11 protein-coding genes are annotated in these 24592 nt (G+C 71.3%); 5 read left to right on the forward strand and 6 right to left on the reverse strand.

What is annotated here, in order from left to right; genetic code table 11:
* Positions 1-139: 139 nt before the first annotated feature.
* The gene (ltrA, locus tag E4099_RS00930) at positions 140-1903 is read right to left on the reverse strand and encodes a group II intron reverse transcriptase/maturase (protein ID WP_135336937.1); all 1764 of its coding nucleotides are present in this window, start codon (positions 1901-1903) and stop codon (positions 140-142) included.
* A gap of 786 nt (positions 1904-2689) precedes the next feature.
* On the opposite strand from ltrA, the gene E4099_RS00935 reads away from it, so the two are divergent.
* On the forward strand, positions 2690-3175 hold the full coding sequence (locus E4099_RS00935; protein ID WP_135336938.1) for an effector-associated constant component EACC1: 486 nt from the start codon (positions 2690-2692) through the stop codon (positions 3173-3175).
* Positions 3176-3194: 19 nt separating this feature from the next.
* Positions 3195-5837, forward strand: coding sequence for a caspase, EACC1-associated type (locus tag E4099_RS00940; protein ID WP_167828249.1), 2643 nt, complete (start codon positions 3195-3197; stop codon positions 5835-5837).
* Positions 5838-6023: 186 nt separating this feature from the next.
* Here the strand turns inward: E4099_RS00940 and E4099_RS00945 are convergent, their stop codons facing one another.
* Positions 6024-7130 carry a PucR family transcriptional regulator gene (locus tag E4099_RS00945; RefSeq protein ID WP_135336940.1) on the reverse strand — a complete coding sequence of 369 codons (1107 nt, stop codon included), beginning with the start codon at positions 7128-7130 and terminating at the stop codon, positions 6024-6026.
* A 260-nt stretch (positions 7131-7390) separates the two neighbouring features.
* On the opposite strand from E4099_RS00945, the gene E4099_RS00950 reads away from it, so the two are divergent.
* From E4099_RS00950 to E4099_RS33485, 3 genes are all read left to right on the forward strand, one after another.
* Positions 7391-7900, forward strand: a complete 510-nt coding sequence (locus E4099_RS00950; protein ID WP_135336941.1) for a DUF2231 domain-containing protein — start codon at positions 7391-7393, stop codon at positions 7898-7900.
* Positions 7901-8094: 194 nt separating this feature from the next.
* A complete protein-coding gene (locus E4099_RS32760) occupies positions 8095-8268 on the forward strand; it encodes a hypothetical protein (protein WP_167828250.1) in 174 nt (57 codons plus the stop codon).
* A gap of 1 nt (position 8269) precedes the next feature.
* Positions 8270-9268 carry a peptidoglycan-binding protein gene (locus E4099_RS33485; RefSeq protein WP_135336942.1) on the forward strand — a complete coding sequence of 333 codons (999 nt, stop codon included), beginning with the start codon at positions 8270-8272 and terminating at the stop codon, positions 9266-9268.
* A gap of 228 nt (positions 9269-9496) precedes the next feature.
* On the opposite strand, the gene E4099_RS00960 is transcribed toward E4099_RS33485, so the two are convergent.
* Genes E4099_RS00960 through E4099_RS00975 form a run of 4 tightly spaced genes read right to left on the reverse strand, consistent with a single transcriptional unit; the run spans position 9497 to position 24589 of the window.
* Positions 9497-10288 (reverse strand): alpha/beta hydrolase, encoded by a 792-nt coding sequence (locus E4099_RS00960; protein WP_135336943.1) that lies wholly within the window; start codon positions 10286-10288, stop codon positions 9497-9499.
* A 10-nt stretch (positions 10289-10298) separates the two neighbouring features.
* The gene (locus tag E4099_RS00965) at positions 10299-11081 is read right to left on the reverse strand and encodes an alpha/beta fold hydrolase (protein WP_209446492.1); all 783 of its coding nucleotides are present in this window, start codon (positions 11079-11081) and stop codon (positions 10299-10301) included.
* A gap of 54 nt (positions 11082-11135) precedes the next feature.
* Positions 11136-12446, reverse strand: a complete 1311-nt coding sequence (locus tag E4099_RS00970) for a hypothetical protein (protein ID WP_135336945.1) — start codon at positions 12444-12446, stop codon at positions 11136-11138.
* A complete protein-coding gene (locus E4099_RS00975; protein ID WP_245244460.1) occupies positions 12443-24589 on the reverse strand; it encodes a polyketide synthase in 12147 nt (4048 codons plus the stop codon). Before E4099_RS00975 ends, E4099_RS00970 begins: the two co-directional genes overlap by 4 nt.
* Between the last annotated feature and the right edge of the window lie 3 nt (positions 24590-24592).

The following is a 24592-nucleotide window of genomic DNA, read 5'->3' on the forward strand; positions in this document are numbered from 1 at the left end:
AGCCCCGGACCGTCGCTGGTCCGGGTGTGGTCGGGTAGCCGGAGACCATTACTGATCCCCGGCCCCCTCAGAACCGGACGTGCGAGCTTTCCCCGCATCCGGCTCAAGCAAGCCCCTTGGGCTTCGCAGGTCAGCAGGGTTATGTGGCCCGTTTGCCGTCGCCAGCGTGGTGCTGGCGGTGGCATTCGGAGTGCACGAGGCGAAGGTTGTTCCGTTCGTCCGTGCCGCCGTCTCGTCGGTAGGTGAAGTGGTGCTTGTGGAGCATCTTCTTCGAGGCCGCGAACCAGTTGATCCACTCGCGTGGGCTATCCGGTTCGTACTCGGCTCCGACGATCAGCGCCTGCTTGCAGAGAGGACAGAGCCCCTGCTGCCGGACCGCCAGGAGAAGACTCGTCTTGTCCATCGGCGGTGGCGCTTTCCTGCGGCGGCGGTCCCGCCAATACTCGGTCAGCGCGGGATCGTCCGGGGACGCCCCGCCCTTGACGAGTTGGTGGCGGACGATGCCGGTCCAGGCGAATTTGATGAGGAAGGCGCCGCTGTCGCGGTCGCCGAACACCCACCGATCTCGCCGGGACGGGTGGAATCTGCCGAAGTACCGGGCCACGGCCCAGTACCTCGACTTGTTGCGGTGGCTTCGCCTGGCCCATTTGAAGGTCAGCCGCCACATATAGTGATCCAGCGACGAGAACGTCGTCGTGGATGCCACCGCCCGGTAGTAAGCCGCCCAACCGCGAACGATCGGGATCAGCCTGCGCAACACGGCCTCGGCATTGGCGCCGTGAAGGGCCTTCACCTCGGTCCGCAGTCGCGCCCGGAGCCTCTTGCAGGCCGCTGTGCTCGGGGTGATGATCAGTTTCTTCTGGGCCTTCCGGCGGACGTTGAAGCCGAGGAAGTCGAACCCCTTATCAAGGTGGACGACCTGGGTCTTCTCCTCGTTGAAGCGAAGACCCCTCGGCTCCAGCCACTCCTCCAGCTGGGCCCTGACCTGGTGCACCTGTTCCTCGTCGTGGCAGAGCACGACGAAGTCGTCGGCATACCTCACCAGCACCGGAGTGCCCGGCATCGCGCCGGGCTCGCGCCCGGCCCGCACCGTGTATTGGCACCCTGCGGCCTGCTCCAGTCCGTGCAGAGCAACGTTCAGCAACAGCGGGCTGATCACACCGCCTTGGGGAGTTCCCTCCTCGGTCGGTGCGAACCGGCCACGGTCGATCACACCCGCCTTCAGCCAGCCGCGGACCAGGTCCCTGGCGGGGAACTGTCCGAGCATGGTCATGAGGTGGCCGTGGTCGATGCGGTCGAATGCCGCCGGCAGGTCCGCGTCCAGGACCCACAGACGCTTCGGGTTCTTGCCCTTCACCGTCCAGAAGATCGCTTGGATCGCGTCCTGGCAGCTGCGGCCGGGCCGGAAGCCGTAAGACCTCGGCTCGAACCGCGCTTCCCACTCAGGCTCCAGCGCGTTCTTCACGCGGGCCTGGAGCACCCGGTCACGAATGACCGGGATGCCGAGCGGTCGCTGTTTCCCGTTGCTCTTCGGGATGAACACTCGCTTGACCGGCCTGGCCTTCCAGGGCTTCGACGACCGATGGACCTCAGCCGCCAAGGTGCCTCTCGCCTTCGGCGTGAGGGCCCGTTCCCCGTCAATGCCAGCGGTCATGCGACCACTGCTCTGCTGCGTCACCCGCTTCACGCTCACCAGCGTGTTGCTGCGGCTTCGCAGCATGAGCTTCTGCAAGCTGCGGACCTTCCTCAGGTCCCCATCCTGCGTCGCCTTGAAGATCCTCTGCCTCAGCCGCCGTACGTTCTCCTCGCACTCGGCCCAGTCGATGCCGTGCCAGTCGAGTGAGTCGTCCTCAGGTCCGTTCACCGCAGGCGAGGGTGACACGACAGGTGCCGTGATCTCCATGTTCGCCTCCGGTGTCTAACTTGTCCCTCGGTTCCGGCTTCCTTGCAGTGGTGACTTCAAAGGCTCACCTGATCCACGTGGGCGCCCTTTCGGGCCGGGCCATCAGGGCCCCTATCCGGCGAGTTATGCGAGGGACGGATGAAGGTCCCACCTCTCGGCTTCCTCTGGCCTTTCGGCCTGCCGGCCTTCGCTTCTTGGATCTTCCTTCTCCCGCTGGGGAGTTCAGCCTTCCTTGCGGTCGACCTACCAAGCCGAGGCTTGGACCCTGTCGGGGTTTCCACGTTCCGCACCAGTAAGACGCGGCTGGGGTGGGCGCCCCCTCTACCCCGGGACCAGCGGTGTCCTCCCCTCGGGCTCAGTTACCCGAAGGTCGCTTGGTGCCTTTCAGCACCGGGTCCTGTGACCGCCGCCAACACGCCATCGACGCGGTCTTAAAGTCACGAGGCATCATCGAGGGTTCACTTGCGTTCGCCCGTCCAGCCTTCCCCTCACCTGTTGCACCCCGATGGCCGGGACGCCCTTGGGCTTGAACACTCCGCTTCACACCTCGCCGTTACCAGCAACGCATGGGAGCGCGGGGACGGGCCCTGGACACTGACCCGAAGTTCAGCCGATCGATACCTCCTTCACGTGGCTGTCCTTACTTACCTGGAGCGACTTCGTGTCGCACACTGAGCTCTTCAGTTTGCCAGTTGAGCGCAGGAGTGCCGACCGTTGGGGCAACAATGGAACCCGACACGGGCGGCGGTCTGATGATGCCGTTTCGCCAGGACTGCAGGGGGGCGTGTGCGCGTACGCATCGGAGACAACGGATTCGCCAGGGAAAGTGTAGGCAGCGGTGGTGCGGACCTGACCAGCCGCTTCGCGGACTGGATCACCAGGGACCGGACCGTGGGCCGGTACGTCGCGGTGACCCGTGAACGCTCGGGCACGGCCGACGGCGGGATGTCGGGGGACCTCCTGGAGTGGATCGGCCTGACCTTGAGCACCGGTTTCTCCACCGCCAGCCTGATCTACTCCCACCTGAACTTCCGCGCCTCTCTTCCGCCGCGCCAGCGGGCCGGCGCGCGCATGGTGGTCGAGCACAACGGTGTGCGCGTGGTGATCGAGGATGGCGGGGCAGAGGACGTCGCCCGCCTCGCTCTTCTCTTGGGCACCGCGCCGGGGAGCGATGAAGGAACGTTGACCGACCACACGGGCCGGGCTAGCGGGGACAGTGCCGGGCAATGTACCGGCGGCGACAGCGAAGGGGCGGCAAGTGGTGCTTCCTGATCCGGGCAGGAGCCGTGCGGTGCTGGTCGGGATCGGTGACTACGCGCACGCCGACCTGGCAGCCATGCCGGCGGCGGTCACGGGCGCGGACCGCCTGGCCCGACTGCTCCGCGAGCCGTCGATCTGGGGACTCCCACACGAGTACGTCACCGTTCTTGGCACCGACACCACGCAGGAACGGATTCTGACGGCGGTCAGGGATGCCGCGCTGGCCACGGAAGACACGTTGGTGGTGTACTTCGCCGGGCATGGACTGCGGGATCCAGGGGAACGCCTCCACCTGGCATTGGTCGACGCCGACCCCGACTACCCCCAGATCGGCACCCTGCCCTACCGCCAACTCCGCGACCTGATCAGGCAAGCCGGCCACCGAGCCAAACACCGCGTCACCGTCCTGGACTGCTGCTACAGCGGCATCGCCGGCGGCATGTCCCACGCCACGGCCCCGACCCGCGACGACCTGGCCACCGCTCTCGACGAGCACGGCCACGCACATGCCACCGATGGGGACGACGGGGTGCGGCACGGGCCGGATGAGGACGGCTACGGGGACTGCGTTCTGACCTCGGCACCACCGCAGAGCCGTTCGTTCGTGCGTCCTGGAGCTTCGTTTCCCGAGTTCACGGGTGAGTTGATCGCCACGCTGGAAGCGGGCATCACCGGAGTCGGACCCGCGATCAGTCTGGAGCATGTTTGGCACAGGGTTCGCAACCGCATGCGCGACCGCGAAAGTCCAGAGCCACAGCTGTTCGCACAAAACAATGCTACTCGCCACATTCACTTCCTCAATCGCGCCCCCCACCGGGACGGGGAGCACGGTGCGGCTCCCGATCCGGATCCCGGCCCATCAGCCGCGCACCTCGCGGCGCGGGACGCTGCCGAACACGCCGCCCGCGCTCTGCCGGACGTTTTCCACAGCATGTCCGTGCTGGCTGAGATCGCGGCCGCAACAGTCAGCGTCGATCCCGGCAAGGCCAGGCAATTGGTCGACGAAGTCCTACAGGCCAGCCACGAAATCACTGACCCCGACCAGCGTGCTCGCCTTCTCACAAGTGCCGCCACCTGCCTGGCCTCTCTCGATCGACCAGGCGCACGGCACCTCGTGGACGAGGCCGAAGAATTCATTCTGGGCACAACAGACCCCGCCTCGCTGATTGGCGGGCTGGCCATCCTGGCAGACGCAGTGGCCGCCACGGACCGTGACCGGGCAACCTGGCTCCTGGAAAAGGCGGAGGAAACCGCACAGAACCTGCCTGACAAACAAGATCAGGCCATCGGGCTCAGCATTCTGTCGTACTCCAGGCTGTTAGACGACGCTCCGGAATGGCGGCGGCGCCTCAAGGACACCTCCGAACATCTCGAAAGAGCTGTCAAACAGGGCAAGCTGTTCGACGAAGCCTCACGTAAATCGCCGGAGGGCTCGCGTCGGGCCGACGAAGTGAGAGCCACCCCCGACACGCGGTGGAAAGTGGTGGAACTGGTCAAGATCGCGGAGAACCTGAACTGTTGGGAACACCCCCACCAGGCGGTGGAACTAATGGAGGAGGCCGAACAAACCGTCCGGAAGATCGGCCTTCACGAGAGGGACGAGAGGGGGGAGGCGCTGAGTGCACTCACCCGCGCCCTGCCCCTTTGTGTTCACCAGGCAGCCAGGACCATCCCCGACCGTGTCGGCGACCTTATTGCGAAGGTACGGCACGCCGTCAACGACCTCGCCGACCACGCGCAGGCCGACCGGCTGACGGACCTTGCCTGGACTCTGGCCAATATCGCACAAAGCCTGGCCGAAACAGACCCCCGTCGAGCGGTCGAGCTTATCCGCGAGGCGCAGTCCATCACGCCCCAGCCCCCCGGCGGGAGGGGCCCCTTCCTCCACCACGCTGTCGTACAGGCGCTTACCAGCGTCGGGCTCGGCCTCGCCCCCTTTGACGCCGAGCAGACGGTGGCCCTCGCACATGAAGCGAGGGACATCGCCCGCACACTTGACGACGACTTGGTTCGGGTGCACACGGAGGTCGCGGCCGTGCGAGCGCTGGCGCTGGCCGGGCAGCACCTGGCCAGAACCGGCCTGAACCGGGCGGAAGACCTCCTCCGTGAGTCCGAGTCCCTCGCCCGCCGCCTCCCCGAGTCGGAACGAGCACAGGCGATGGCGCCTGTCTCGCGGGCGCTGACCGAGGCTGGGAAAGCCATCGCGGGCACAGACCCCGACCGGATGGACACGTTCTTCCAGCAGTCCGAACGCCTCGCGCGTGACCTCTCAGAGGAGGACAGAAGTTACTGTCTGCCGCTGCTCGCCCACGCCCTGATTGACACCGGAAATGCTCAGGTCGACAGCGATCCGGACCGGGCGACGGTCTACGCTCGCGAAGCCGAACGCATCGTTCGCCAGACCCCCGAGGACGAGCAGCGACGTAACTTGCGGCTACTACAGCTCATGCGACTGCAAGCCGAAATCGTCGAACGCACACCAGCCTACGCCGACCGTGCCAGACGGACCGCGGAAAGAATCACCGACGACGTGTTCAAGGCGGTTGCCCTGAAGGACCTGGTCGTAGCGCTGGCCCCTGCCGATACCGAGCACGCCGAGCGCATCGCGCAGGACATCACCGACGCCAGATGGCAGGCGCACGCCCTGGCATCGATCGCGAAAGCTCGGCTGTGAGCCCGACATCCCCCGGGGCGACCTGAGCGAGCGCGAACCGCACCTCGGCGGCCCGGCGGGAACGAACCACTCCCGCGGGGACCGCGTCCGCCCGATCCCCGCCCGGCCGGAAGACCCCGCGGCTCCCGCGCGAAGCAGAGGACCGCGCTGCGGCTCTCGACGCTGCAGGACGGCCGGACAGGAGCTTCAAAGCGGCTTCTCCGGCCAGCCGAGTAGCCGGGCGCCCATGGCCGCCGTCTCCAGCGTGAAGCGCTGCAGCGCGTCGTCGGTGTCGTAGCCGGTCAGGGTCCTGATCCGCTCCAGGCGGTAGGAGAGGGTGCGCACGCTGATCTTCAGCCGGCGGGCCGCCTCGGCGTTGACGTAGCCGGCCGCCGCACAGGCCGTCAGGGTCTCCAACAGCGGCCCGGCTCCACCGCGCGACGCGGTGAGGGGGCCCAGCACGGTCTGGACCAGGTCGGCCATGGCCGCGCGGTCGCGCAGCAGCACCGGGAAGACCAGCAGGTCCGAGGCGCGCAGCACCGTCTCGGGGAGGTCGAGCCGGTTCGCGAGCTCCAGGGCGGCGAGGGCCTCCTCATAGGAGCGCACCACTCCGCCGGCCCCGGAGTGCTCCCGGCCGAACGCGACCCGCCGGGTGCCCGCCGAGCCGCCCTCCGGCGACCCGGTGTACGCGGCGAAGGCGTCCAGCACATTGCGCTCGCTGCTCGCGGCGATACACACCAGCCGCCCGTCCTTGGTGGTCAGCAGCACATCGTGGTCACCGAAGCGGGCGATCAGCTCGCGCTCCACGCGACGCACCACCGGATGCACATCGTCGTACGGCTCCTCGCCCTCGGCCACCGCGACCGCGTGCGAGCGCGCCAGCCGCAGACCGAACCGCTCGGCGCGCGCCACCAGCCTGCCCACGTCGCTGCGCCCGTACAGCAGGTCGTCGATGAACTCGCGGCGTGCCGTCTCCTCCTTCCGCATGGCCAGCCGCTGCGCCCGCTCGTGCCCCTCGCCGAGCGCGCCGATCGCCGCGTTCACGGCGGCCAGCAGGGAGTCGTCGGCGCGGGCGCGCTGAGCGGCGGTGGACGCTCGCACCAGTCCCGGCAGAGAGCCCCAGGTACGGCGGGTCTCGTCGAGGTAGAGGGCGGTCAGCTCCCGCAGGCCGTGGCCGGCCTCCGCGGCCCGCTCGCCCAGGGCCCGCAGGGCGTCCAGCTCGGCGCGGCGCAGCAGCCGTCCACTCAGGGAGACCTCGGTGAGCAGCTCCGTGTAGCCGTCCAGGAACTCCGGCGGTATGCCGCTGCCCTTCACATGTCCTCCCGCGTCCCTCGCCCGCCCGAACGCAGGTCAGGGTATGCGAACGCGTTCGAGTCGCGGGGATGGCGCCGCCCTTGGGGTCAGCGGACCCGCCGTCCGCCGGGCGACGCCGCGGGTGGTCCGGTGCGCCCGCAGGGACGACGCGGTACGGCCGGTCGGGTCATTCCGCGGTGGTTCCCCGGCACCGGCCTGAGAGGGAATTGAGAAATTGCCGTGCCAGGCTGACGCCCCCAGCCAGCTCAAGGAGTGCACAGATGAGTACGATCGACGGCTTGCCCGCCCATGTCCTGCTGGTCCACATGATTGTCGTGCTGGTGCCCCTCACCGCCGCGGCCCTGGTGGCGGCGGCACTGTCGCCGTCGGCCGCCCGGCGGCTGGGCCTGGTGCTCCCGCTGCTGGCCCTGGCCGTCCTGATCGCCGTACCGGTGACCACGGACGCGGGGGAATGGCTGGAACGGCACGTGGACGACAACGCCCTGGTGCGCCGGCACACCGAGCTGGGGGACACCCTGCTGCCGTGGGTGGTGGGCCTGTTCGTGATGGCGGCGGTCGTGTGGTGGCTGGGCAGGCGCGCCCAGGCGGAAGCCGGCGGGGCGGGCGGCTCGGCGCGGCTCGCCACGCCGGTGCGCCTGGTCGTCGCCCTGCTCTCGCTGGGCGTCGCGGTGGGGGCGGTCGCGGACGTCTACCGGATCGGTGAATCCGGGGCCAGGGCCGCCTGGCACGACTCCTTCTCGACGTCGGGGCCGGAGCGGGGGGACGACTGACCCGAGCGGGCCCGGCCTCCCCGCGCCCGCCTCCGCCCACCGCCGTGAGCGGCGCCCTCCCGCGGCCGTCGCGCGGGTGCGCCCTGCGTCAAGAAGTGTGCGCGCACCGCCAAGGACAGGTGCCGGCCGGTTCAGCAGACTCACCTGTACGAGGAGGTGCGGCAGTCGCCGCCCTCGCCACCCAGGGGGAGCGCATGACAGGAAGTGAACCGCAGGCGGCCGCGGCGGCGGCCCAGCCGGAGGCGGTGGAGCCGCGCGGCGGCGCCGGAGTGTTCGATGTCGACCCGGACCAGTCCGCCGTGAGCCAGGACCCGGGTGTCGCCGTGAAGGGCGACATCGACGCCTTCCCCGAGAACGGCGAGGTGTGACATGGGGTCCGTGGAGGGGATGCTCGCGCAGATGCGCAAGCTGCTGGGGACCGGCGAGAACCCGCCCGGCTCCAACCGCAACGCCATCACCAAGTGGTACGGCTTCAGTGGCCCGTGGTGCGACATGACCGTCAGTTACGCCGCCGCCCACTCGGACAACCTCAGCGCGGTCTGCGGCAAGTACGCCTACACCGTCGCACACGCCCAGGCGTTCCGGTCCAAGGGCCGCTGGCACTACGGGCTCGGCGGCGTCCGACCGGGCGACATCGTCTTCTTCGACTGGAGCGGCAGCCGGTCCATCGGCGCCATCGACCATGTCGGCGTGGTGGAGGCGGTGCACTCCAACGGCACCATCACCACCATAGAGGGCAACACCAGCAACCTCTGCCAGCGCCGCCGCCGCAACTCCAGCACGGTCGTGGGGTACGGCCGCCCGGCCTACGGCGACGCCAAGCCGCTGCCCCCGAACGACGGCATCCTGCGCCTGGGCTCCACGGGGCCCGCGGTGAGGACCCTCCAGCAGAACCTCAACACGGTCATGAAGACCACGCTGGTCGTCGACGGGGACTTCGGCCAGGCCACCGACGAGGCCGTACGCGCCTTCCAGAGGAAGTACGGCCTCGCGGTGGACGGCCAGTACGGCCCGTCGGCCGCGGCGGTGATGAAGTCCGCGCTCAAGGGCGGCACCAAGCCGCAGGTTCCGGCGCCGCGACCGCCGTCGGCCGGGAAGCTGGCCGTGGACGGCGCCTTCGGCCCGGCGACCTGCGCGGCGATGCAGCGGGCGCTGAACAGGCACGGGGCGAAGCTGTCGGTGGACGGCTCGTTCGGCCCGCTGACGAAGAAGGCGCTGCAGGGCTATCTGAAGGTGGCCGTGGACGGCGCCATCGGCCCGAACACGGTCAGGGCCCTGCAGAAGAAGGTCGGCGTGGGAGTCGACGGCCAGTGGGGCCCCGACACCACGCGCCACCTTCAGCAGGCCCTGAACGCGGGGACCTTCTGACGGCCGTGTGAGGGCCGCCGGCGCCCCCGGCCCGTGCCGCGCCGAAGACGGTGGGCACGGGCCGCGGGCGATCCCGGTGTCCGCTCGTCCCCGGTGCGCGAGGCCCCGGTGCGCGAGGCGCCGGGCGACAGTGGACACGGCTGCCGCCGGGTGGGCCCGGTCAGCGCCGGCGCGGGGGAACATCGGCCCGCCGGCCGGGGAGGCGCCCCGGCCGGCGGGCCTGGGGTGTCAGCGGTCGGAGGCGCCGTGGTCCGCGGTGAGGAAGTCGACCGCGCGGCGGACCACGGAGTCCTCGCGCAGCACCCGGGTGTGGCCCAGGTCCACGACCCTGACCAGCTCGGACGGTGCCGCCCAGGCCGCCACCAGGGCCTCGCTGTCCGCGATCGGCGACTCCGGGTCGTGCTCGTCGTGGACGACCAGCAGCCGGCTGGAGAAGCCCGTCGCCGCGAGGGTCGGCTCGATGGCGTCGAAGGACACCCCGAGCCATTCCTCCGCCCGGGCCCGGACGGTCCCGATGACCTCCGGCGACACCCGCATCACCTCGCCGGAGCGCCGCCACAGGCTTGTGTAGCTGCTGATGGGATTGACGAAGACGACCCTCTCCGGGGCGACCCCGTGCGTCATGGCGTGCGTGGTGGCCGCGGCGCCCAGCGAGTGGGCGACGACCGCGTGGAAGGGGCCGAACCGCTCCTGCGCCGCCTCGATGGCCTTGGCGAAGTGGATGACGGAGGACTCCGCTCCCTCCGACTCCCCGTGGCCGGGCAGGTCGGCCACGACCACCGTGCATCCCGCCCGGGCGAGCGCGTCGGCCAGTACGGCCAGGTGCCCGGCGTTGCCCGACCAGCCGTGGACCAGCAGGACCCGCCGTTCCCCCTCGCCCCAGACGCGGTGGACCACCTTGCCGCCGTCGACCACCTCGACCTCGCGGGCGGCCCGGTCGAGGGTCTCCCGGGTCGCGTTCGGAGGCTGGGTCCGCATCGGGGTGAAGGCCAGCCGCCGCAGTTTCTCTGTCATGTCCATTGAGCGCCCCTCATTCCGTGTTCCGCAGATGTGCGGAGATCATCTTCCGCACCGCGGGTGACTCCACGATGTCGAAATGGCCGGCGCCCTCCACGAGTTCCAGCTCCGACCGCCGCCAGCTCGCGTGCAGCTCCTCGGCGTGCCCCGGCGGCACGAAGTCGTCGGCCGACCCGTGGATGACCAGTCCGGGCACGTCGAGCGTCCGGGCGGCCTCCAGCGCCGAGTACTCGGACCAGACCGTCTCGCCGAAGCCGTCCTCGATGCGCTCGACCAGCCCCTGGACCCGTTCGCTGTCCAGCCCCTCCAGCTCGGCGAACTTCTCGACCAGGAACATCGTGGAGGGCGGGGAGGAGATCGACACCACGGTCCGAGCGCCCACCTCGCCGTGCCAGGCGGTGAGGGCCCACAGCCCGCCCATGGAGTGGCAGACCACCGCGTGGAGATCGGTGAGCCGGCCGTACAGTCCGCGCAGCACGGCGCGGATCTCGGTGGGATCACCCGCCGTGCCCAGGGCCTCGCCGTGGGCCGGCACGTCGAACAGCACCACGCGATAGCCCTGGGCGAGGAGGTCCTCGGCGATGGCCACCATGCTTCCCAGGTTGGTGTGCAGGCCGTGGACGAGGAGAACGGTCGGTCCCTTGCCGCTCTGGAAGTACTTGTAGAACCGGCCGTTCACCTTGAGGGTGTGCGACTGGCACCGATTGAGGAACGCCTTCGCGAACGGATCGTGGGGAAGCTTCACGACCGCGTAGAACTTCTCGAAGAGGTCGTCCACGGATGGGGCTTGGCTCACGATGCGGTCCTCAATCGGTGTCGGTGACGTGCCAGGTGCGTTTCCTCGGTGCCCTCAGCCGCTCAGCGCGTCCAGGCACTGCCTCGCGCGGTCCGGGAGGACGTACTCCCCGTCCTTGGCGATGCGGTCGTACAGGTTCTCGACCCGCTCGTAGTGGGCGTCGAGGTTCTGGTCCAGCAGGTGGTACTCGGACTTGTTGTAGATGCCGAACTGGAGGTCCGTCATCAGTCCGAAGGGGTCGATGTCCGCCGCGCGCCGGGTGCCGCCGAACACGAGCCGCAGGAACTCGTCGACGCTCTCGTAACCGAGGGTGGCCAGGAGGAACTCGATCGACGCCCACTTGCGCTTGACCTGGTAGGCACGCTCGTCCGGGTCGACGATGAAGTCCAGACCGGAGTCCATGCCCCGCGGGTAGTGCACCTTGTTGAAGCACCGCAGGTCGATGGTGAGGCGGTCCTTGGTGGTGAGGGGCAGGGTGCCGTCGGCGTGCGCGCGGTAGTTGTCGAAGACCAGCGCGTCGCCCACCCGGCTGTCGCAGTAGTAGCCGGGGGAGGGGGTGTCCGCGTAGGTCTTCGCCCAGTACATCGCCATGATGAAGTCCCGCACGGTGGGCAGGTCGATCTCGGACAGCTTCCCCTCCAGGAAGAGGTAGAGCGCCTTGTCGACCGCGGCCTTCTCCTCGCCCTCCAGGCCGTACTCGAGCATCTTCCCGTACACGTACTGCAGGTTCGGAGCCTCCAGCTCGGCCTCCTCGAAGATCACGAAGGGCTGCCGGTCCAGCGGCGTCGGCGTCAGCGCGGTGTGGAAGCTGCGGTACTCGGTGGGGAACCCGAGCTGCTTCTTCACCAGCGAGGGGATCTGCAGGGCGATCGAGCTGGCCGCGTGGGTGCCGTACGGCCGCTTGTTCGCCGGCACGATGAAGGCGTTCACCACCGCCGTCTCGACCTCGGGGAAGTGCTCCTGGACGATGTCCTGGTTCAGGTCGTAGAAGCGCTTGGCCGAGGGCACGAACAGCACGCAGTTCTCGAACATGGTGGAGACCGGGAAATAGGCTCCGAACGAGGCGTCGTTGAAGCTCTCCTGGATCATCGCCTGGCACCGCAGCTGGCGCGCCAGGTTCTCCGCGAGGTCGTCGTCCAGGTTCATCCGGACGACCTCGGTGGGGTGTGCCTCGGGCCGGAAGCAGCTGGGGTTCAGTGCCCGGTGCGGAGGCAGCCGGGACTCCATCTCCTCCTTGTCCGCCTGGTACTTGTCCAGCACCGGCGCCAGTTGCTCGGCGTGCGCGGCCGCGGAACTGTGCAGGAAGGTGCCGGTCTTCTGGTAGGTGCCGGTGACCGTGGTCTCGTCCACTGTTGCGTCACTCATCGCTTCTCGATCTCCGCTCGGTCCGAAGAGGCTGGCGTGCGGTCAGCCGCGTACGTCGTGTTGATGCGGTCCACGTAGTTCCGGACGAACTCCTCGTCGACCGGCGGGGACGGGTGGTGCTCCGCGCCCAGGACGGCGCCGCCCACCGGCAGGCTCGCGAACATGTCCGCCAGCCCCTCGGCCGTGAGGCCGTCCACCAGGGCGGCGATCCGGGCCAGCGGGCCCGTCGGGTGGGCGGCGGCGAAGTCCAGCGCCTGCTGCCGCCACGCGTCGAAGGGCACGATCTTCGCCCCGCCGCCGGCGGCGCCGACCATCTCGAAGAAGTGGTCGAAGGCCGGGGCGTCGGAGTTGACGAAGTCGTAGTCCCGGCCGATGTGCTCCGGATCGCCGGTCACCATCGCGGCGATCGTCCGGCACAGGTAGTCGACCGGCAGCACCGCCGTGAGGTCGGCGTCCAGTGAGGGGAAGCTCCCCATCGCGAGGCAGCCGGTGATCAGGTTGTGCAGGAAGTCACCGCGGTCCAGCCGGAAGTGCCCGGTGCCGGTCGAGGCGCCCACGAACGGCAGGCGGTACGTCGACGCCCTGGCGCCGCGCCAGCGGGCGGCCGCGACCATCTGCTCCGCCTGCCACTTGGAGGTCAGATAGCCGTACTCGCGGTCGTCCTCGCTGACCTCGTACCCCAGGTACTTGGGCAGCGTGGCGAAGGTGGAGACGAAGTGGACCGCCTTGCCGCGACCGCGCGAGGCCAGGCGCAGCGCCTCGTGGGTGCCGACCACGTTGGGACCGATGTAGTCCTCCAGCGGCCGCATCCAGTCCACCAGCGCGCCGGAGTGACAGACGGCGTCCACCTGGTCCGCCAGCTGGTCGAAGACCTCCTCGTCCAGACCGAACAGCGGCCGGGTCAGATCGCCCACCACCGGGTTGAGCAGCGGCGCGTACTCCTCCTTCCACAGGCCGTAGCCCTCCAGCGTGCCGACCAGCCGCTCCATGGCCCCGCGGGCGTCGTCCGCCCGCACCAGGCAGTACGCGACCACCTCGGACGCGAGCAGCTCGTGCAGCAGGAAGGCCCCGACGAACCCGGTGGCGCCGGTCACGAAGACAGCCTCCGGACGCGACGGCTCCGCGGCCGCGTTGTCGAAGCGCAGGTCGGGGTGGAGGCAGCCCTTCCGGGCGGTCGCCAGGTCGGGATCGGCGGCACCGGCCTCGTCCGCCCCGGGGGTCGCCGCCTCGGCGGCGGGCCCCGCCGGTGCGTCCAGCCCCGCCTCGCGCAGCTTGACCAGCAGGAACTCACCGAGCGACAGCAGGCTCGGGTGATCGAAGGCGATCTTGGCGGGCAGCGCCAGGCCGGTCAGGTCGGCCAGCTGGTTGCGCATCAGCACCGCGGTGAGCGAGTCGATGCCGATGTCCTGCAGCGGCAGGTTGACGTCCACGTCCTCCGGTGAGGCGAAGCCCAGGGTCTTCGCCACCTCCTGGCGGACCATGTCCAGCACCACGGCCGCGTGCTCCTCGGGGGCGGCCTCGCTCAGCAGCTTGCGCAGGTCCGTACCGCCGCCGCCCCGGGCACGCCCGCCGGAGTTGCCGCTGAGCAGCGCGCGGAACAGCGGTGGGATGCCGCCGCGGCTCTCGTAGTAGTGCTGGACGCGGTTCAGGTCCAGCGCGGCGGCCATGGTCAGCGCGCGGCTGCTGCGGACCGCGAGTTCGACCAGCTCCAGGCCCTCCTCGGGCGCGAGCCGGTCCAGGCCCAGCTGGGCGAAGCGGGCGCGGTCCACCTCGCTGAGCCCGGCGGCCATGCCCTCGCCCTCCCAGGGGCCGAACGCCACCGAGGCGGCCGGCAGGCCCTTGGCCCGGCGCAGATGGGCCAGCGCGTCCAGGAACGCGTTGGCGGCCGCGTAGTTGCCCTGGCCGGGGGCGCCCATGACGCTCGCGATGGAGGAGAACATCATGAAGAAGTCCAGCTCCAGGTCCTGCGTCAGCTGATGGAGATGCCACACGCCGTCCACCTTGGGCCGCAGCACCCTCTCGAACCGCTCCGGCGTCAGGGCCGTCAGCGCGCCGTCGTCCAGCACACCGGCCGCGTGCACCACACCGCGCAGCGGCCGCTCCTCGTCGAACTGGGCCATCACCGCGGTGACCTCGTCCAGGTCGGCCGCGTCGCAGGCCACCACGGTGGCCGTGGCGCCCAGCTCCGCCAGCTCGGCCACCAGCGACCGCGCCCCGGGTGTGTCCATCCCGCGACGGGAGGTCAGCACCAGATCGCGTACGCCGTGGGTGCCCGCCAGCCACCGGGCCACCCGCCTGCCCAGATCGCCGACGCCGCCCGAGACCAGCACCGCGCCGTCCGACCGGACGAACGGCCGCTGCTCCGACGGGACCAGCACCACCTTGCCCACATGCCGCGCCTGGGCGATGAAGCGCAACGCGTCGGAGGTGCGGGCCATGGGGAACGCGCGCACCGGCAGCGGCGCGAGGCTGCCCTCGGTGAACAGTTCGGCGAGGGAGACCAGCATCCGCTGGATCAGGTCGGGCCCGGCCTCGGGCAGGTTGTAGACCGTGTAGGTCACGCCCGGGTGGCTCTCGTCGATGGCGGACTGCTCGCGCACATCGATCTTGCCCATCTCCAGGAACCGGCCGCCGCGCCCCAGCAGGCCCAGGCTCGCGTCGATGAACTCCGTCGCCAGGGAGTTCAGCACGACGTCGAAGGGCTTGCCCGAGGCGCCGCCGTCGGCCCCGCCACCGCCGAAGTGCTCGACGAAGTCCAGGTCGCGCGAGGACGCGAGATGGGCGTCGTCCAGCCCCAGCTCCCGCAGCGCCGGCCACTTCGGCCGGCTGGCGGTGCCGTAGACCTCCGCGCCGTGGAGCCGCGCCAGCTGCACGGCCGCCATGCCCACACCGCCGGCCGCGGCGTGCACCAGCACTCGCTCGCCCGGCCGCAGCGAGCCCAGTTCGTGCAGGCCGTACCAGGCGGTGAGGAAGGTCATCGGGATGGTGGCGGCCTCCTCGAAGCTGAGCCGCTCCGGCATCCGCACCACCTGGCGGGCGTCCGTGACGACCTCGGAGGCGAAGGAGCCGCGGGCCAGGCCCAGCACGGGGTCGCCGACCCTCACATGCTCCACGCTGCCGCCGACCTCGGTGACCACGCCGGCGAACTCCAGGCCGAAGGCGGGGATCTCCACCATGCCGAGGGCGTTGAGCACGTCGAGGAAGTTCACTCCGGCGGCCTTCACCTCGGCCCGTATCTCGCCCGGCGCCACGGTCCGCCCCGGCAGGGTCTTGACCGTCAGCGGTTCGTCCAGGCGGCCCTTGGCGGTGATCTCCAGCTGCCACCGCTCCCCGGCGGGAATCTCCAGGTCGCCGGCGGAGCCCGCGCGCAGCAGCTGCGGCACGAGCACCTCGCCGTGGCGCAGGGCGCACTCCGGCTCGGACTCCAGCATCAACGCCGCGGGCAGCGCGGCGCGGTCCGCCTCCTCCTCGCCCAGGTCGATCAGGCGCAGGCTCAGCTCGGGGTGCTCGTTGCGGGCGGTGCGCATCAGACCCCACAGCGGACCGGCGCCCGGGTTGGCGACCAGGTCGTCCGCGCCGGTGCCCACCGCGTGGCGGGTGACCCACACCAGCGGCGTACGGAACTCCGTCGCGACCGTCTGCTGGAGCTGCTCCAGCGCCTTCGCGGTGAAGGCGTGCGCCTGGGACGGGACGTCCGCCGCGGAGTCCCACAGGCACACCAGGCCGTCCAGGTCCTCGGCGTCCTCCAGCTCCTGGACCTTGATCAGCTGAATGCCGGCCCGCGCCAGGGTGGTCCTGACCTCCTTGGCCCAGGCCACGTCCCCGGCGGGGGTCATCAGGCCCCAGGAGCCGCCCATCTCGACGTTCCCGGTGTCGATCTGGCGCCAGTCGACGTCGAACTGGAAGCGGTCCACGCCCGCCGCGGCCAGTCGGCGCAGCACCGCCCGGTCCACCCGGCGCGCATGGAGCCGGTGGAGCCGGCCGACGCACGCGCCGTCTGAGTCGTGGATGTCGAGCGAGGCCCAGAACTCACCGTCGCCCAGCTCGAAGTCGGCGACCCGGACCCAGATCTCCGACAGGCCCCTGACCCGCAGCGACAGGCGCTCGGCCTCGAACGGCACGAACAGGTCGTCGCCGGTCTTCTTCAGCAGCCGCTGGGTCAGCAGCAGCGAGTGCATGGCCGAGTCGAGCAGGGCCGGGTGGAGGACGTACCCGGCGGCGGACTGCTCCGCCCCCTCCGGCAGCGCGGCCCTCGCCCACACCTCCCCGTCGAGGTGCCAGGCCTCCTTGATGCCCTGGAAGGTCGGGCCGTAGCCGTAGCCGAGGGCGTCCAGGTCGCGGTAGAGAGCGGACGCGTCGAGCTGCTCGGCGCCCTTGGGCGGGACGGCCACGGTGCGGCCGGCCTCGGCCTCGGCGGGCACGATGCGGCCCTCGGCGTGCAGCTGCCAGGCGCCGTCCTCCCCCTCGGGCGAGCTGTACACCTGGACGGGACGGCCCGCGCCGGCCGCCGCGCCCACCGTGACCTGTAGCCGGACCGGGACCCCGGAGGCGAGCACCAGGGGCGCGGCGATGACCACGTCCGACAGGTCCCACTCGCCGTCCTGCGCGGCGTCCCCCGCGGCCCGCATGGCCTCGAAGAACGCCGTACCCGGCATGAGGACCGCGTCCATCACCCGGTGCTCCTGCACCCAGACCGGCTGGTCCGCCGCCACCACGTTGGTGAACAGCGACATCTCGGTGCCGGCGACCTCCACACCGCCGCCCAGGAGGGCGTGGTCGGTGGCGTTCAGGCCGGCGCCGACCTCGCGGGTCAGCGGCGGCTCGAACCAGAAGCGCTCCCGCTGGAAGGCGTAGGTCGGCAGCGCGACCCGCTGGCCCCCGAAGGGCGCGAAGTAGCCCTGCCAGTCGACCGCCACCCCCCGCACATGGAGTTCCGCCAGGCTCTTGAGGACGACCGAGGCGCCGTCCTGGCCCGCGACGCAGGAGGGCACCCAGGACACCGGACCCTCGTCGGCCAGGCAGTCCGCGCCCATACCGGACAGCACGGGCTGCGGACCGAGCTCCAGGAAGGTGTTCGCACCCTCCCGGCGCAGGCTGCGCATGCCCTCGCTGAAGCGGACCGCGTGGCGTGCCTGGCGGACCCAGTACTCGGGCCGCTCCATCTCGCCCGGTGCGGCCGGCTCGCCGGTGAGGCTGCTGACCAGGGGAATCGTCGGCGGGTGGAACCGGACGGTGTCCGCCACCGCCCGGAACTCGGCGAGCATGCCGTCCATGTGGTGGGAGTGGAAGGCGTGCGACACCGTCAGCCGCTTGGCCTTGCGGCCCCGCGCCGTGAAGTGGGCCGTGATCGCCTCGATCGCGTCCTCGTCCCCGGAGACGACGGTCTGGGTGGGCGTGTTGAGCCCGGCGACGTCCGCCTTGCCGGTCAGCCCCAGGGTGTCCAGGGCCGCCGCGGCCTCCTCGCCGCCGACCTCCAGCGAGACCATGGCGCCGCGGCTCGGCAGGGCCTGCATCAACCGGCCGCGCGCCGCGACCAGCCGGCAGGCGTCGGGCAGGTCCAGCATTCCGGCCACATGGGCCGCGGCCAGCTCACCGATGCTGTGGCCGAGCAGCAGCTCGGGCCGTACGCCCCAGCTCTCCCACAGCCGCCACAGCGCCACTTCCAGGGCGAACAGCGCGGGTTGGGTGTAGTCGGTCCGGTGCAGCAGGGACGATTCCTCGCTGCCGTCTTCGGCCCACACCACCTGGAGCAGGGGCTTGTCCAGCTCGGTGAAGTGGGCGGCGATCGCGTCCAGCGCCTCCCGGAAGACGGGGTAGACCTCGTAGAGCTCCCGGCCCATGCCCGCCAGCTGACTGCCCTGGCCGGTGAAGAGGAGGGCCAGCCGGGGATCCTCGGTGTGGTTTCCGGTGCGTACGGACTCGGCGGGCAGTTCCCCGGTGCGGGCGAAGGAGGCCAGCCTGTCGAGGAGTTCGCCCTTGTCCTTGGCCGTCAGGACCAGCCGCCGGCGGAAGTGGGTGCGGGTGGTCGCCAGGGAGCGGGCCACGTCGCCGAGGCGGTCCTGGATGTTCATGCCCATGTGCAGGTGGAGGTTCTCCACCTGCCGACGCAGGGCGGTGTCGGTGTAGCCGGACACCAGGAAGGGGAGCGCGGGCGGCAGCGGGGCCGGCGCGGCCTCCTCGCCGTCCCGGGGGCTGAACCGCGGCGGCTCCTCGACGATGACATGGGCGTTGGTGCCGCCGATGCCGAAGGAGCTGACGCCCGCGCGGCGCGGTACGTCCTTCGCCGGCCAGGGACGCTGCTCGCGGACCAGCGCCATCCTGGCGCCCGCCCAGTCCACGGCCGGGGTGGGCTCGGTGACGTGCAGGGTGCGGGGCAGCGCGTCGTGCTGCATGGCCAGGACGACCTTCATCACGCCGGCCAGACCGGCGGCGGCCTGGGTGTGGCCCAGGTTGGACTTGGCCGAACCGACCCACAGCGGCGCCTCGTCCCCGTGGCTGCCGCCGAAGACCTCCGCCAGCGCGGTGCCCTCGATGGGGTCGCCCAGCTTGGTGCCGGTGCCGTGCGCCTCCAGGTAGTCGATGTCGCCCGGCTGCAGCCCCGAGGCGGACAGGGCCGCGCGGATGACCCGCTGCTGGGCCGGGCCGCTGGGGGTGGTCAGGCTGGCGCTGTGGCCGTCGTGGTTGACGGCGGTCCCGCGCAGCACGGCCAGCACGGGGTCGCCGTCCCGCTGGGCGTCGGACAGCCGCTTGAGGATGACCGCCGCGGAGCCCTCGCTCCAGCCGGTGCCGTCGGTGTCGGAGGAGAACGACCGGCACCGGCCGTCCGCCGACATGCCCCGCAGCCTGCTGAACTCGACGTGCAGCTCGGGGGTGAGCATCAGGCTCACCCCGGCCGACACCGCCAGATCGCACTCGCCGCTGCGCAGCGCGTTGCAGGCCAGATGGGTGGTGACCAGCGAGGACGAGCAGGCGGTGTCCAGGGTGAGGGTCGGACCCTCCAGACCGAACACATAGGACACCCGGCCGGACATGGTGCCGCCCGCGGAACCCGGACCCACATAGCCGTCCAGGTCGGACAGCGCGCCGGCCATGGTCAGGCCGTACTCGTGGTAGGCCGAGCTCTTGCCGACGCCGATGAACGCGCCGGTCAGGCTGCCGCGCAGCTGCTCCATGGTGTAGCCGGCGCGCTCGAAGGCCTCCCAGGTGGTCTCCAGGACCATGCGCTGCATGGGGTCCAGGGAGCGGGCCTCGCGGGGCGAGATGCCGAAGAAGGGCGCGTCGAACAGGTCGATGGGGGTGACGAACCCGCCGCTGCTGCAGTACGACTTGCCGAGCGCGTCCGGGTCGGGGTCGTAGAGGGCCTCGGCGTCCCAGCGGTCCTTGGGCACCTCGACGATCCCGTCGCCGCCGCGCTCCAGCAGCTCCCAGTACTCCTCGGGGGTGTTGGCGTCGCCGGGGAGCCGGCAGGCCATGCCGATGATGGCGATCGGCTCGTCGTCCACGGCCCGGCGGCGGGCGGGGACGACCTCCTGGCCGGTCTTGGTGTCGCCGGCCAGGTACGCGGCCAGGGTCTTGATGGTGAAGTGCTCGAAGAGCTTGGCCCCGAAGAGCGGGCGCCCCAGGAGTTGTTCCAGCCTCGTCTGGACCCGGACGACCCGCAGCGAGTTGCCGCCGATCTCGAAGAAGTTCTCGTTGACGCCGATCCGGTCGTGGCCGAGCACCTCCGACCAGATGGCCATGATGTCCCGCTCCAGCTCGTTGGCGGGCCTGGCGGTGGCGTCGACCTCCACCACGGGGTCCGGCAGCGCGCTGTGGTCGATCTTGCCGTTCGGCGTCAGCGGAAGCTCGTCCAGCTCCACGATGAAGGCGGGCACCATGTAGTCCGGCAGCCGCTCCGCCAGCCAGGGGCGCAGTACGCGGTGGAGCGGGGTGGCGGGCGGTTCGCCCACCGCGGGCACGTTGGCGTACCCGGTGAGCGCGCCCCGGTCCATCGGCTCGGCGGGGCGCAGCCTGAGGTCCGGGGGGCCCGGGGTCTGACCGGGCTGCCAGAACAGGGCGTCGCACCGCCAGGTGTCGCCCGAGCGGCTGGGCATCAGGGCGAGCTCCAGACCGGCCTCGCGGGCCAGGTCGGCGAGGGCGCCGGGGTCGATCCAGGACGTGGGCGCCTGCGGGGCCCCGTCCAGCGCCGCCCAGACCCGGCCGCACACCTCGCCCAGCCGGCCGTTGGGGATGTCGTTCACCCGCAGCGGCTGGTCGGCCAGGGTGCCCAGCCGGGCCCGCAGCGCGTCCAGGTCCAGGCCGTCGTGGAGCCAGCTCTGCTCGGCGGCCGGGGTGCGGGGCCGCGCGCCCTCGCCGATGTGCAGCGTGACGTCGTAGCGGTAGCGCGTCATCTCGTTGGCGTAGGAGCCCTCGCGCAGGGTGATGTCCACCCGGGTGATCTGCGGGAAGAGGCTCGGCAGATCGGCGAAGTAGTCGCGGCTGAGCACCAGTTCGCGCTCCGAGCGCACGCCGCGCTCGGTGAGGCGGGCCAGCTCCTCGGCGGAGGTCCGGTCGCCCTGGCGGAACTGCGCCACGTCCGCGTGGAAGACCTCCAGCAGCGACAGGTCGCGTACGTCGCCGAGGAACACCCGGCCGTCGGTGACCGCCTTGGTCGCCCACTCCAGGACCGAGGTCAGGTAGTCGACGCTCGGGAAGTACTGGGCCACCGAGTTGATGACCACGGTGTCGAAGGCGCCCTCGGCCACCTCGGGCAGCTCGTGTGCCGCGCGCTGCTCGCAGACCACCTGGGGCAGGGCGGACAGGTGCCGGCGGGTGATCTCCACGGCCCGGGCGGAGGCGTCCACGGCGTGGTACGTGCGGCAGTGCGGCGCGAGGCTGAACAGCATCAGGCCGCTGCCGGAGCCGATCTCGAACACGTCCCGCGGCGCGTACGAGAGGATGCGCCGCACGGATCCGCGCTGCCAGTCGCGCATCTCCCCGGTGGAGAACGGCAGGCCGTCGTAGCTGTTGCGCCAGCCCGCCAGGTTGAAGGTGGCGTCCTCGGCGCCGTCCTCGTAGGCCCGGTCCCAGGCGGCGGCCCACTCGGCCAGGGCCGTGCCCTGGTCCGCCTGTGCCCGGTCCGGATCCGCGGCCCGCGCCGACTCGCGCACGCAGTAGGCCACCAGCTGCTCGTCGCGGCCGACCACCGTGGCGCGGCGGACGTCCTCGTGGCGGCCGAGGACGGCCTCGACGTCGGCCGGCTCGATGCGGTGGCCGCGCAGCTTGACCTGGCGGTCGTTGCGCCCCAGCAGACTCAGCTTGCCGGGTTCCACGAAGCGGGCCAGGTCGCCGGTCCGGTAGAGGGTGCCGGGATGGAAGGGGTTGTCCGGGAAGCGCAGCCGGGTCTGCTCGGGGTCGTTGCGGTAGCCGCGCGCCACCCCGGCGCCCCCGACACACAGCTCACCGGGGAAGCCGAGCGGCACCGGCGACAGGTTCTCGTCGAGGACGTAGACCTGGGTGCCGGCGATCGGGCCGCCGATGAGGATGCCCTCGTCGTCGGCGGACCGCACCTCCCAGGCCGTCGACCACACGGTGGTCTCGGTGGGGCCGTACATGTTCCACACCGAGGCCCCGGTGGCCACCAGCCGGTCGGCCAGGTGCGCGGGGAGTGCCTCGCCGCCGCAGAGGATCTTCGTCAGGCTGGGGGTGCCCTGCCAGCCCCCCTCCAGCAGCAGCTGCCAGGTGGCGGGGGTGCCCTGCATCATGGTGACGGCGTGGCGCTCCATCAGCTCGCCCAGGGCCTTGGCGTCCATGACCTCGTGGGCCTGGGCGATGACCGTGGTCCCGCCGCAGAGCAGGGGCAGGAACAGCTCCAGCACCGCGATGTCGAAGGACACGGTGGTGACGGCCAGCAGCCGGTCCGAGGCCTCGCACCCGGGCTGTGCGCGCATCGAGGTCAGGAAGTTGCACAGCGCCCCGTGGCTGATCTCGACGCCCTTGGGGCGGCCGGTGGAGCCGGAGGTGTAGATGACGTACGCCAGGTCCTCGGCGTCCACCTCGACCGAGGGGGCGGACGGCCCGCCGTCCGGACCCGCCTCGACGCTCAGGCAGCGGTCCTGCCAGGCGGCCAGGGCGGAGGGCGCGGCGGCGGGGGTGACGACCAGCCGGGGCTCGGCGTCCTCGATCATCTGGCGGACGCGCTCCGCCGGGAACTTCGGGTCGACGGGCACATAGGCGGCGCCCGTCTTCATGGCCGCCAGCAGGGCCACCACCAGGTCGATCGAGCGGTCCAGCGCCACGCCGACCAGGTCTCCGCGGCCCACCCCGCGCTCGATCAGGGCGTGGGCGAGGCGGTTGGCGCGGGCGTCGAGCTCGGCGTAGGTCAGGCTGGTGCCCGCGCAGACCAGCGCCGTGTCCTCGGCATGGCCTCGCGCGGTCCGCTCGAAGAGCCGGTGCAGGCTCTCGCCCGGCGCGGCGTCCTCGGCCGGGACCTCGAACCCGTCGATCAGGGTGGCGCGTTCCTCGGCGGTGAGGACGTCCACGGCTGCCGGCAGCCGGTCCGCGTCGGAGGCCAGCCGCTCGCACCAGGCGCTGAACTGCTCCGCCAGACGGGCGGCGTCCCGGGCCCGCAGACGGGTGGCGTCGTAGTGGAAGGCGACGGTGCCGTCCTCCTGGAGGTGCACTTCCAGCCTCGGGCGAAGGCCCGCCGCCTCGGGGTCCCGAGCGCCCCAGGAGACCAGTACGTCCGGCATCGGCGCGCCGCCGCTCCACTGCTGCCCGAGCGCCTCGTCACGGCCGACGAGGTCGCGGCGGAGCCACCCCCGCTCCTGTCCCAGGGTGAACTCACGGCTCAGCGCCCGCAGGTTCTCCGCGATCGTCCGGTCGGCCTCGACGCGGCACGGCAGCGGGAGCCAGGCGGAGAACAGCTCCCTGTACTCCGGGTCGACCCCCTCGCGGGGGGCGGCCATCGCCAGGAGGAGGTCGCTCCCGCCGCCGGCGCGGCTGAGGAACGTGCCCAGGGCGGCGGCCAGTCGGGCCGCGGATGCCCCCGTACCGTCCTCCGGGACCGGGAGGGGGCACCGTACGAGGACGGGAGCCGCCTCGGTCTCGCCTCCGGCGCGGGGCGGCGTGTGGGGCAGGCGGTAGGGCCGGCCCCGCTCGGTCAGCCGCGCCCGCCAGCGGTTCTCGGCCTTGGACGCCTTGAGGCCCGCCTCGGTCAGGCGGGTCCGCGCGTCCTCGTCGGGGGAGCCGAGGAGCGTGCCGGGCCCGATCCCGTGGGCCTCGGCGAGGGCCGCGACGGTGTGCGCCTCGCCTTCCAGGGTGGTCAACCGGGTCAGCCACACGCTTCCGGAACCCGCGGCCACCCGCAGGCCCGAGGCCTCGTCGCGGGAGAGGACCGTGCCGGGCGCCGCCCCCTCGGCCGATGCCTCGCACCGGGCCTCCCGGACGGCGTAGAAGTGCCCGCCGAGGCTCACCTTGGGCCACACCAGCGGGCTGCCGAACGGACCGTAGTCGGTGGCCCGCACCATGGCGGTGATCCGTTCCGCGGGCAGGCTCCAGTCGATCAGCCCCTCGGCGGCCGGCTGGGCGTGCCGCGAGAAGTAGCGCCGGCCGGCCGCGTCCTGGGGCGTCGCGGTCTCGCGGCCCTCCGCGATCTCGTCGAGCAGCTCGCCCACGCTGGCGACGGCGGCGTCATCGCACTTCAAACCCAGTGAAAGAGCGGTGTCCTCGGGGCCGATCGGCACCGGCAGGCGCTTGAGCACCTCGCCGCCGTCGACGAGTTCGGCCATGCGGTGCCAGGTGATGCCGTACGCACTCGCGCCCTCGGCGATGGCCCAGGACGGCGCGTGCAGACCCGCGTACTCGGGGAGCGGTCCGTAGTGGTAGTTGATGCTCGCGCGGCTCGCGCATGCCAGCAAGGCATCGGGAACCACCGCGTAGTTGCCGATGCTGAGCAGGAGGTCGCAGGACAACCCGGGTGCCAGCGCCACGGCCTCGTCGAGCCCATGGTGCGGGATGCCCGCCTTGACCGCCCAGGCCCGGGCCGTGGCGTCCGGCGTCACCACGGCCTTGATCCGGTGCCCCTTCGCCATGAGGACCTCGCCGCAGCGAGCGAGCACACTTCCACCACCGACCAGCACAGAACTCAAAGAAGTCATCGTCATGCC

The sequence above is a fragment of the Streptomyces palmae genome (assembly GCF_004684805.1).
Taxonomy (GTDB): Bacteria; Actinomycetota; Actinomycetes; order Streptomycetales; family Streptomycetaceae; genus Streptomyces; species Streptomyces palmae.

Bases quoted from the DNA above. Each gene is read 5' to 3' on its own strand.
- ltrA (WP_135336937.1), bottom strand. From the start codon at position 1,903: ATGGAGATCACGGCACCTGTCGTGTCACCCTCGCCTGCGGTGAACGGA.
- E4099_RS00950 (WP_135336941.1), top strand. From the start codon at position 7,391: ATGAGTACGATCGACGGCTTGCCCGCCCATGTCCTGCTGGTCCACATG.
- E4099_RS32760 (WP_167828250.1), top strand. From the start codon at position 8,095: ATGACAGGAAGTGAACCGCAGGCGGCCGCGGCGGCGGCCCAGCCGGAG.
- E4099_RS33485 (WP_135336942.1), top strand. From the start codon at position 8,270: ATGGGGTCCGTGGAGGGGATGCTCGCGCAGATGCGCAAGCTGCTGGGG.
- E4099_RS00960 (WP_135336943.1), bottom strand. From the start codon at position 10,288: ATGGACATGACAGAGAAACTGCGGCGGCTGGCCTTCACCCCGATGCGG.
- E4099_RS00970 (WP_135336945.1), bottom strand. From the start codon at position 12,446: ATGAGTGACGCAACAGTGGACGAGACCACGGTCACCGGCACCTACCAG.
- E4099_RS00975 (WP_245244460.1), bottom strand. From the start codon at position 24,589: ATGACGATGACTTCTTTGAGTTCTGTGCTGGTCGGTGGTGGAAGTGTG.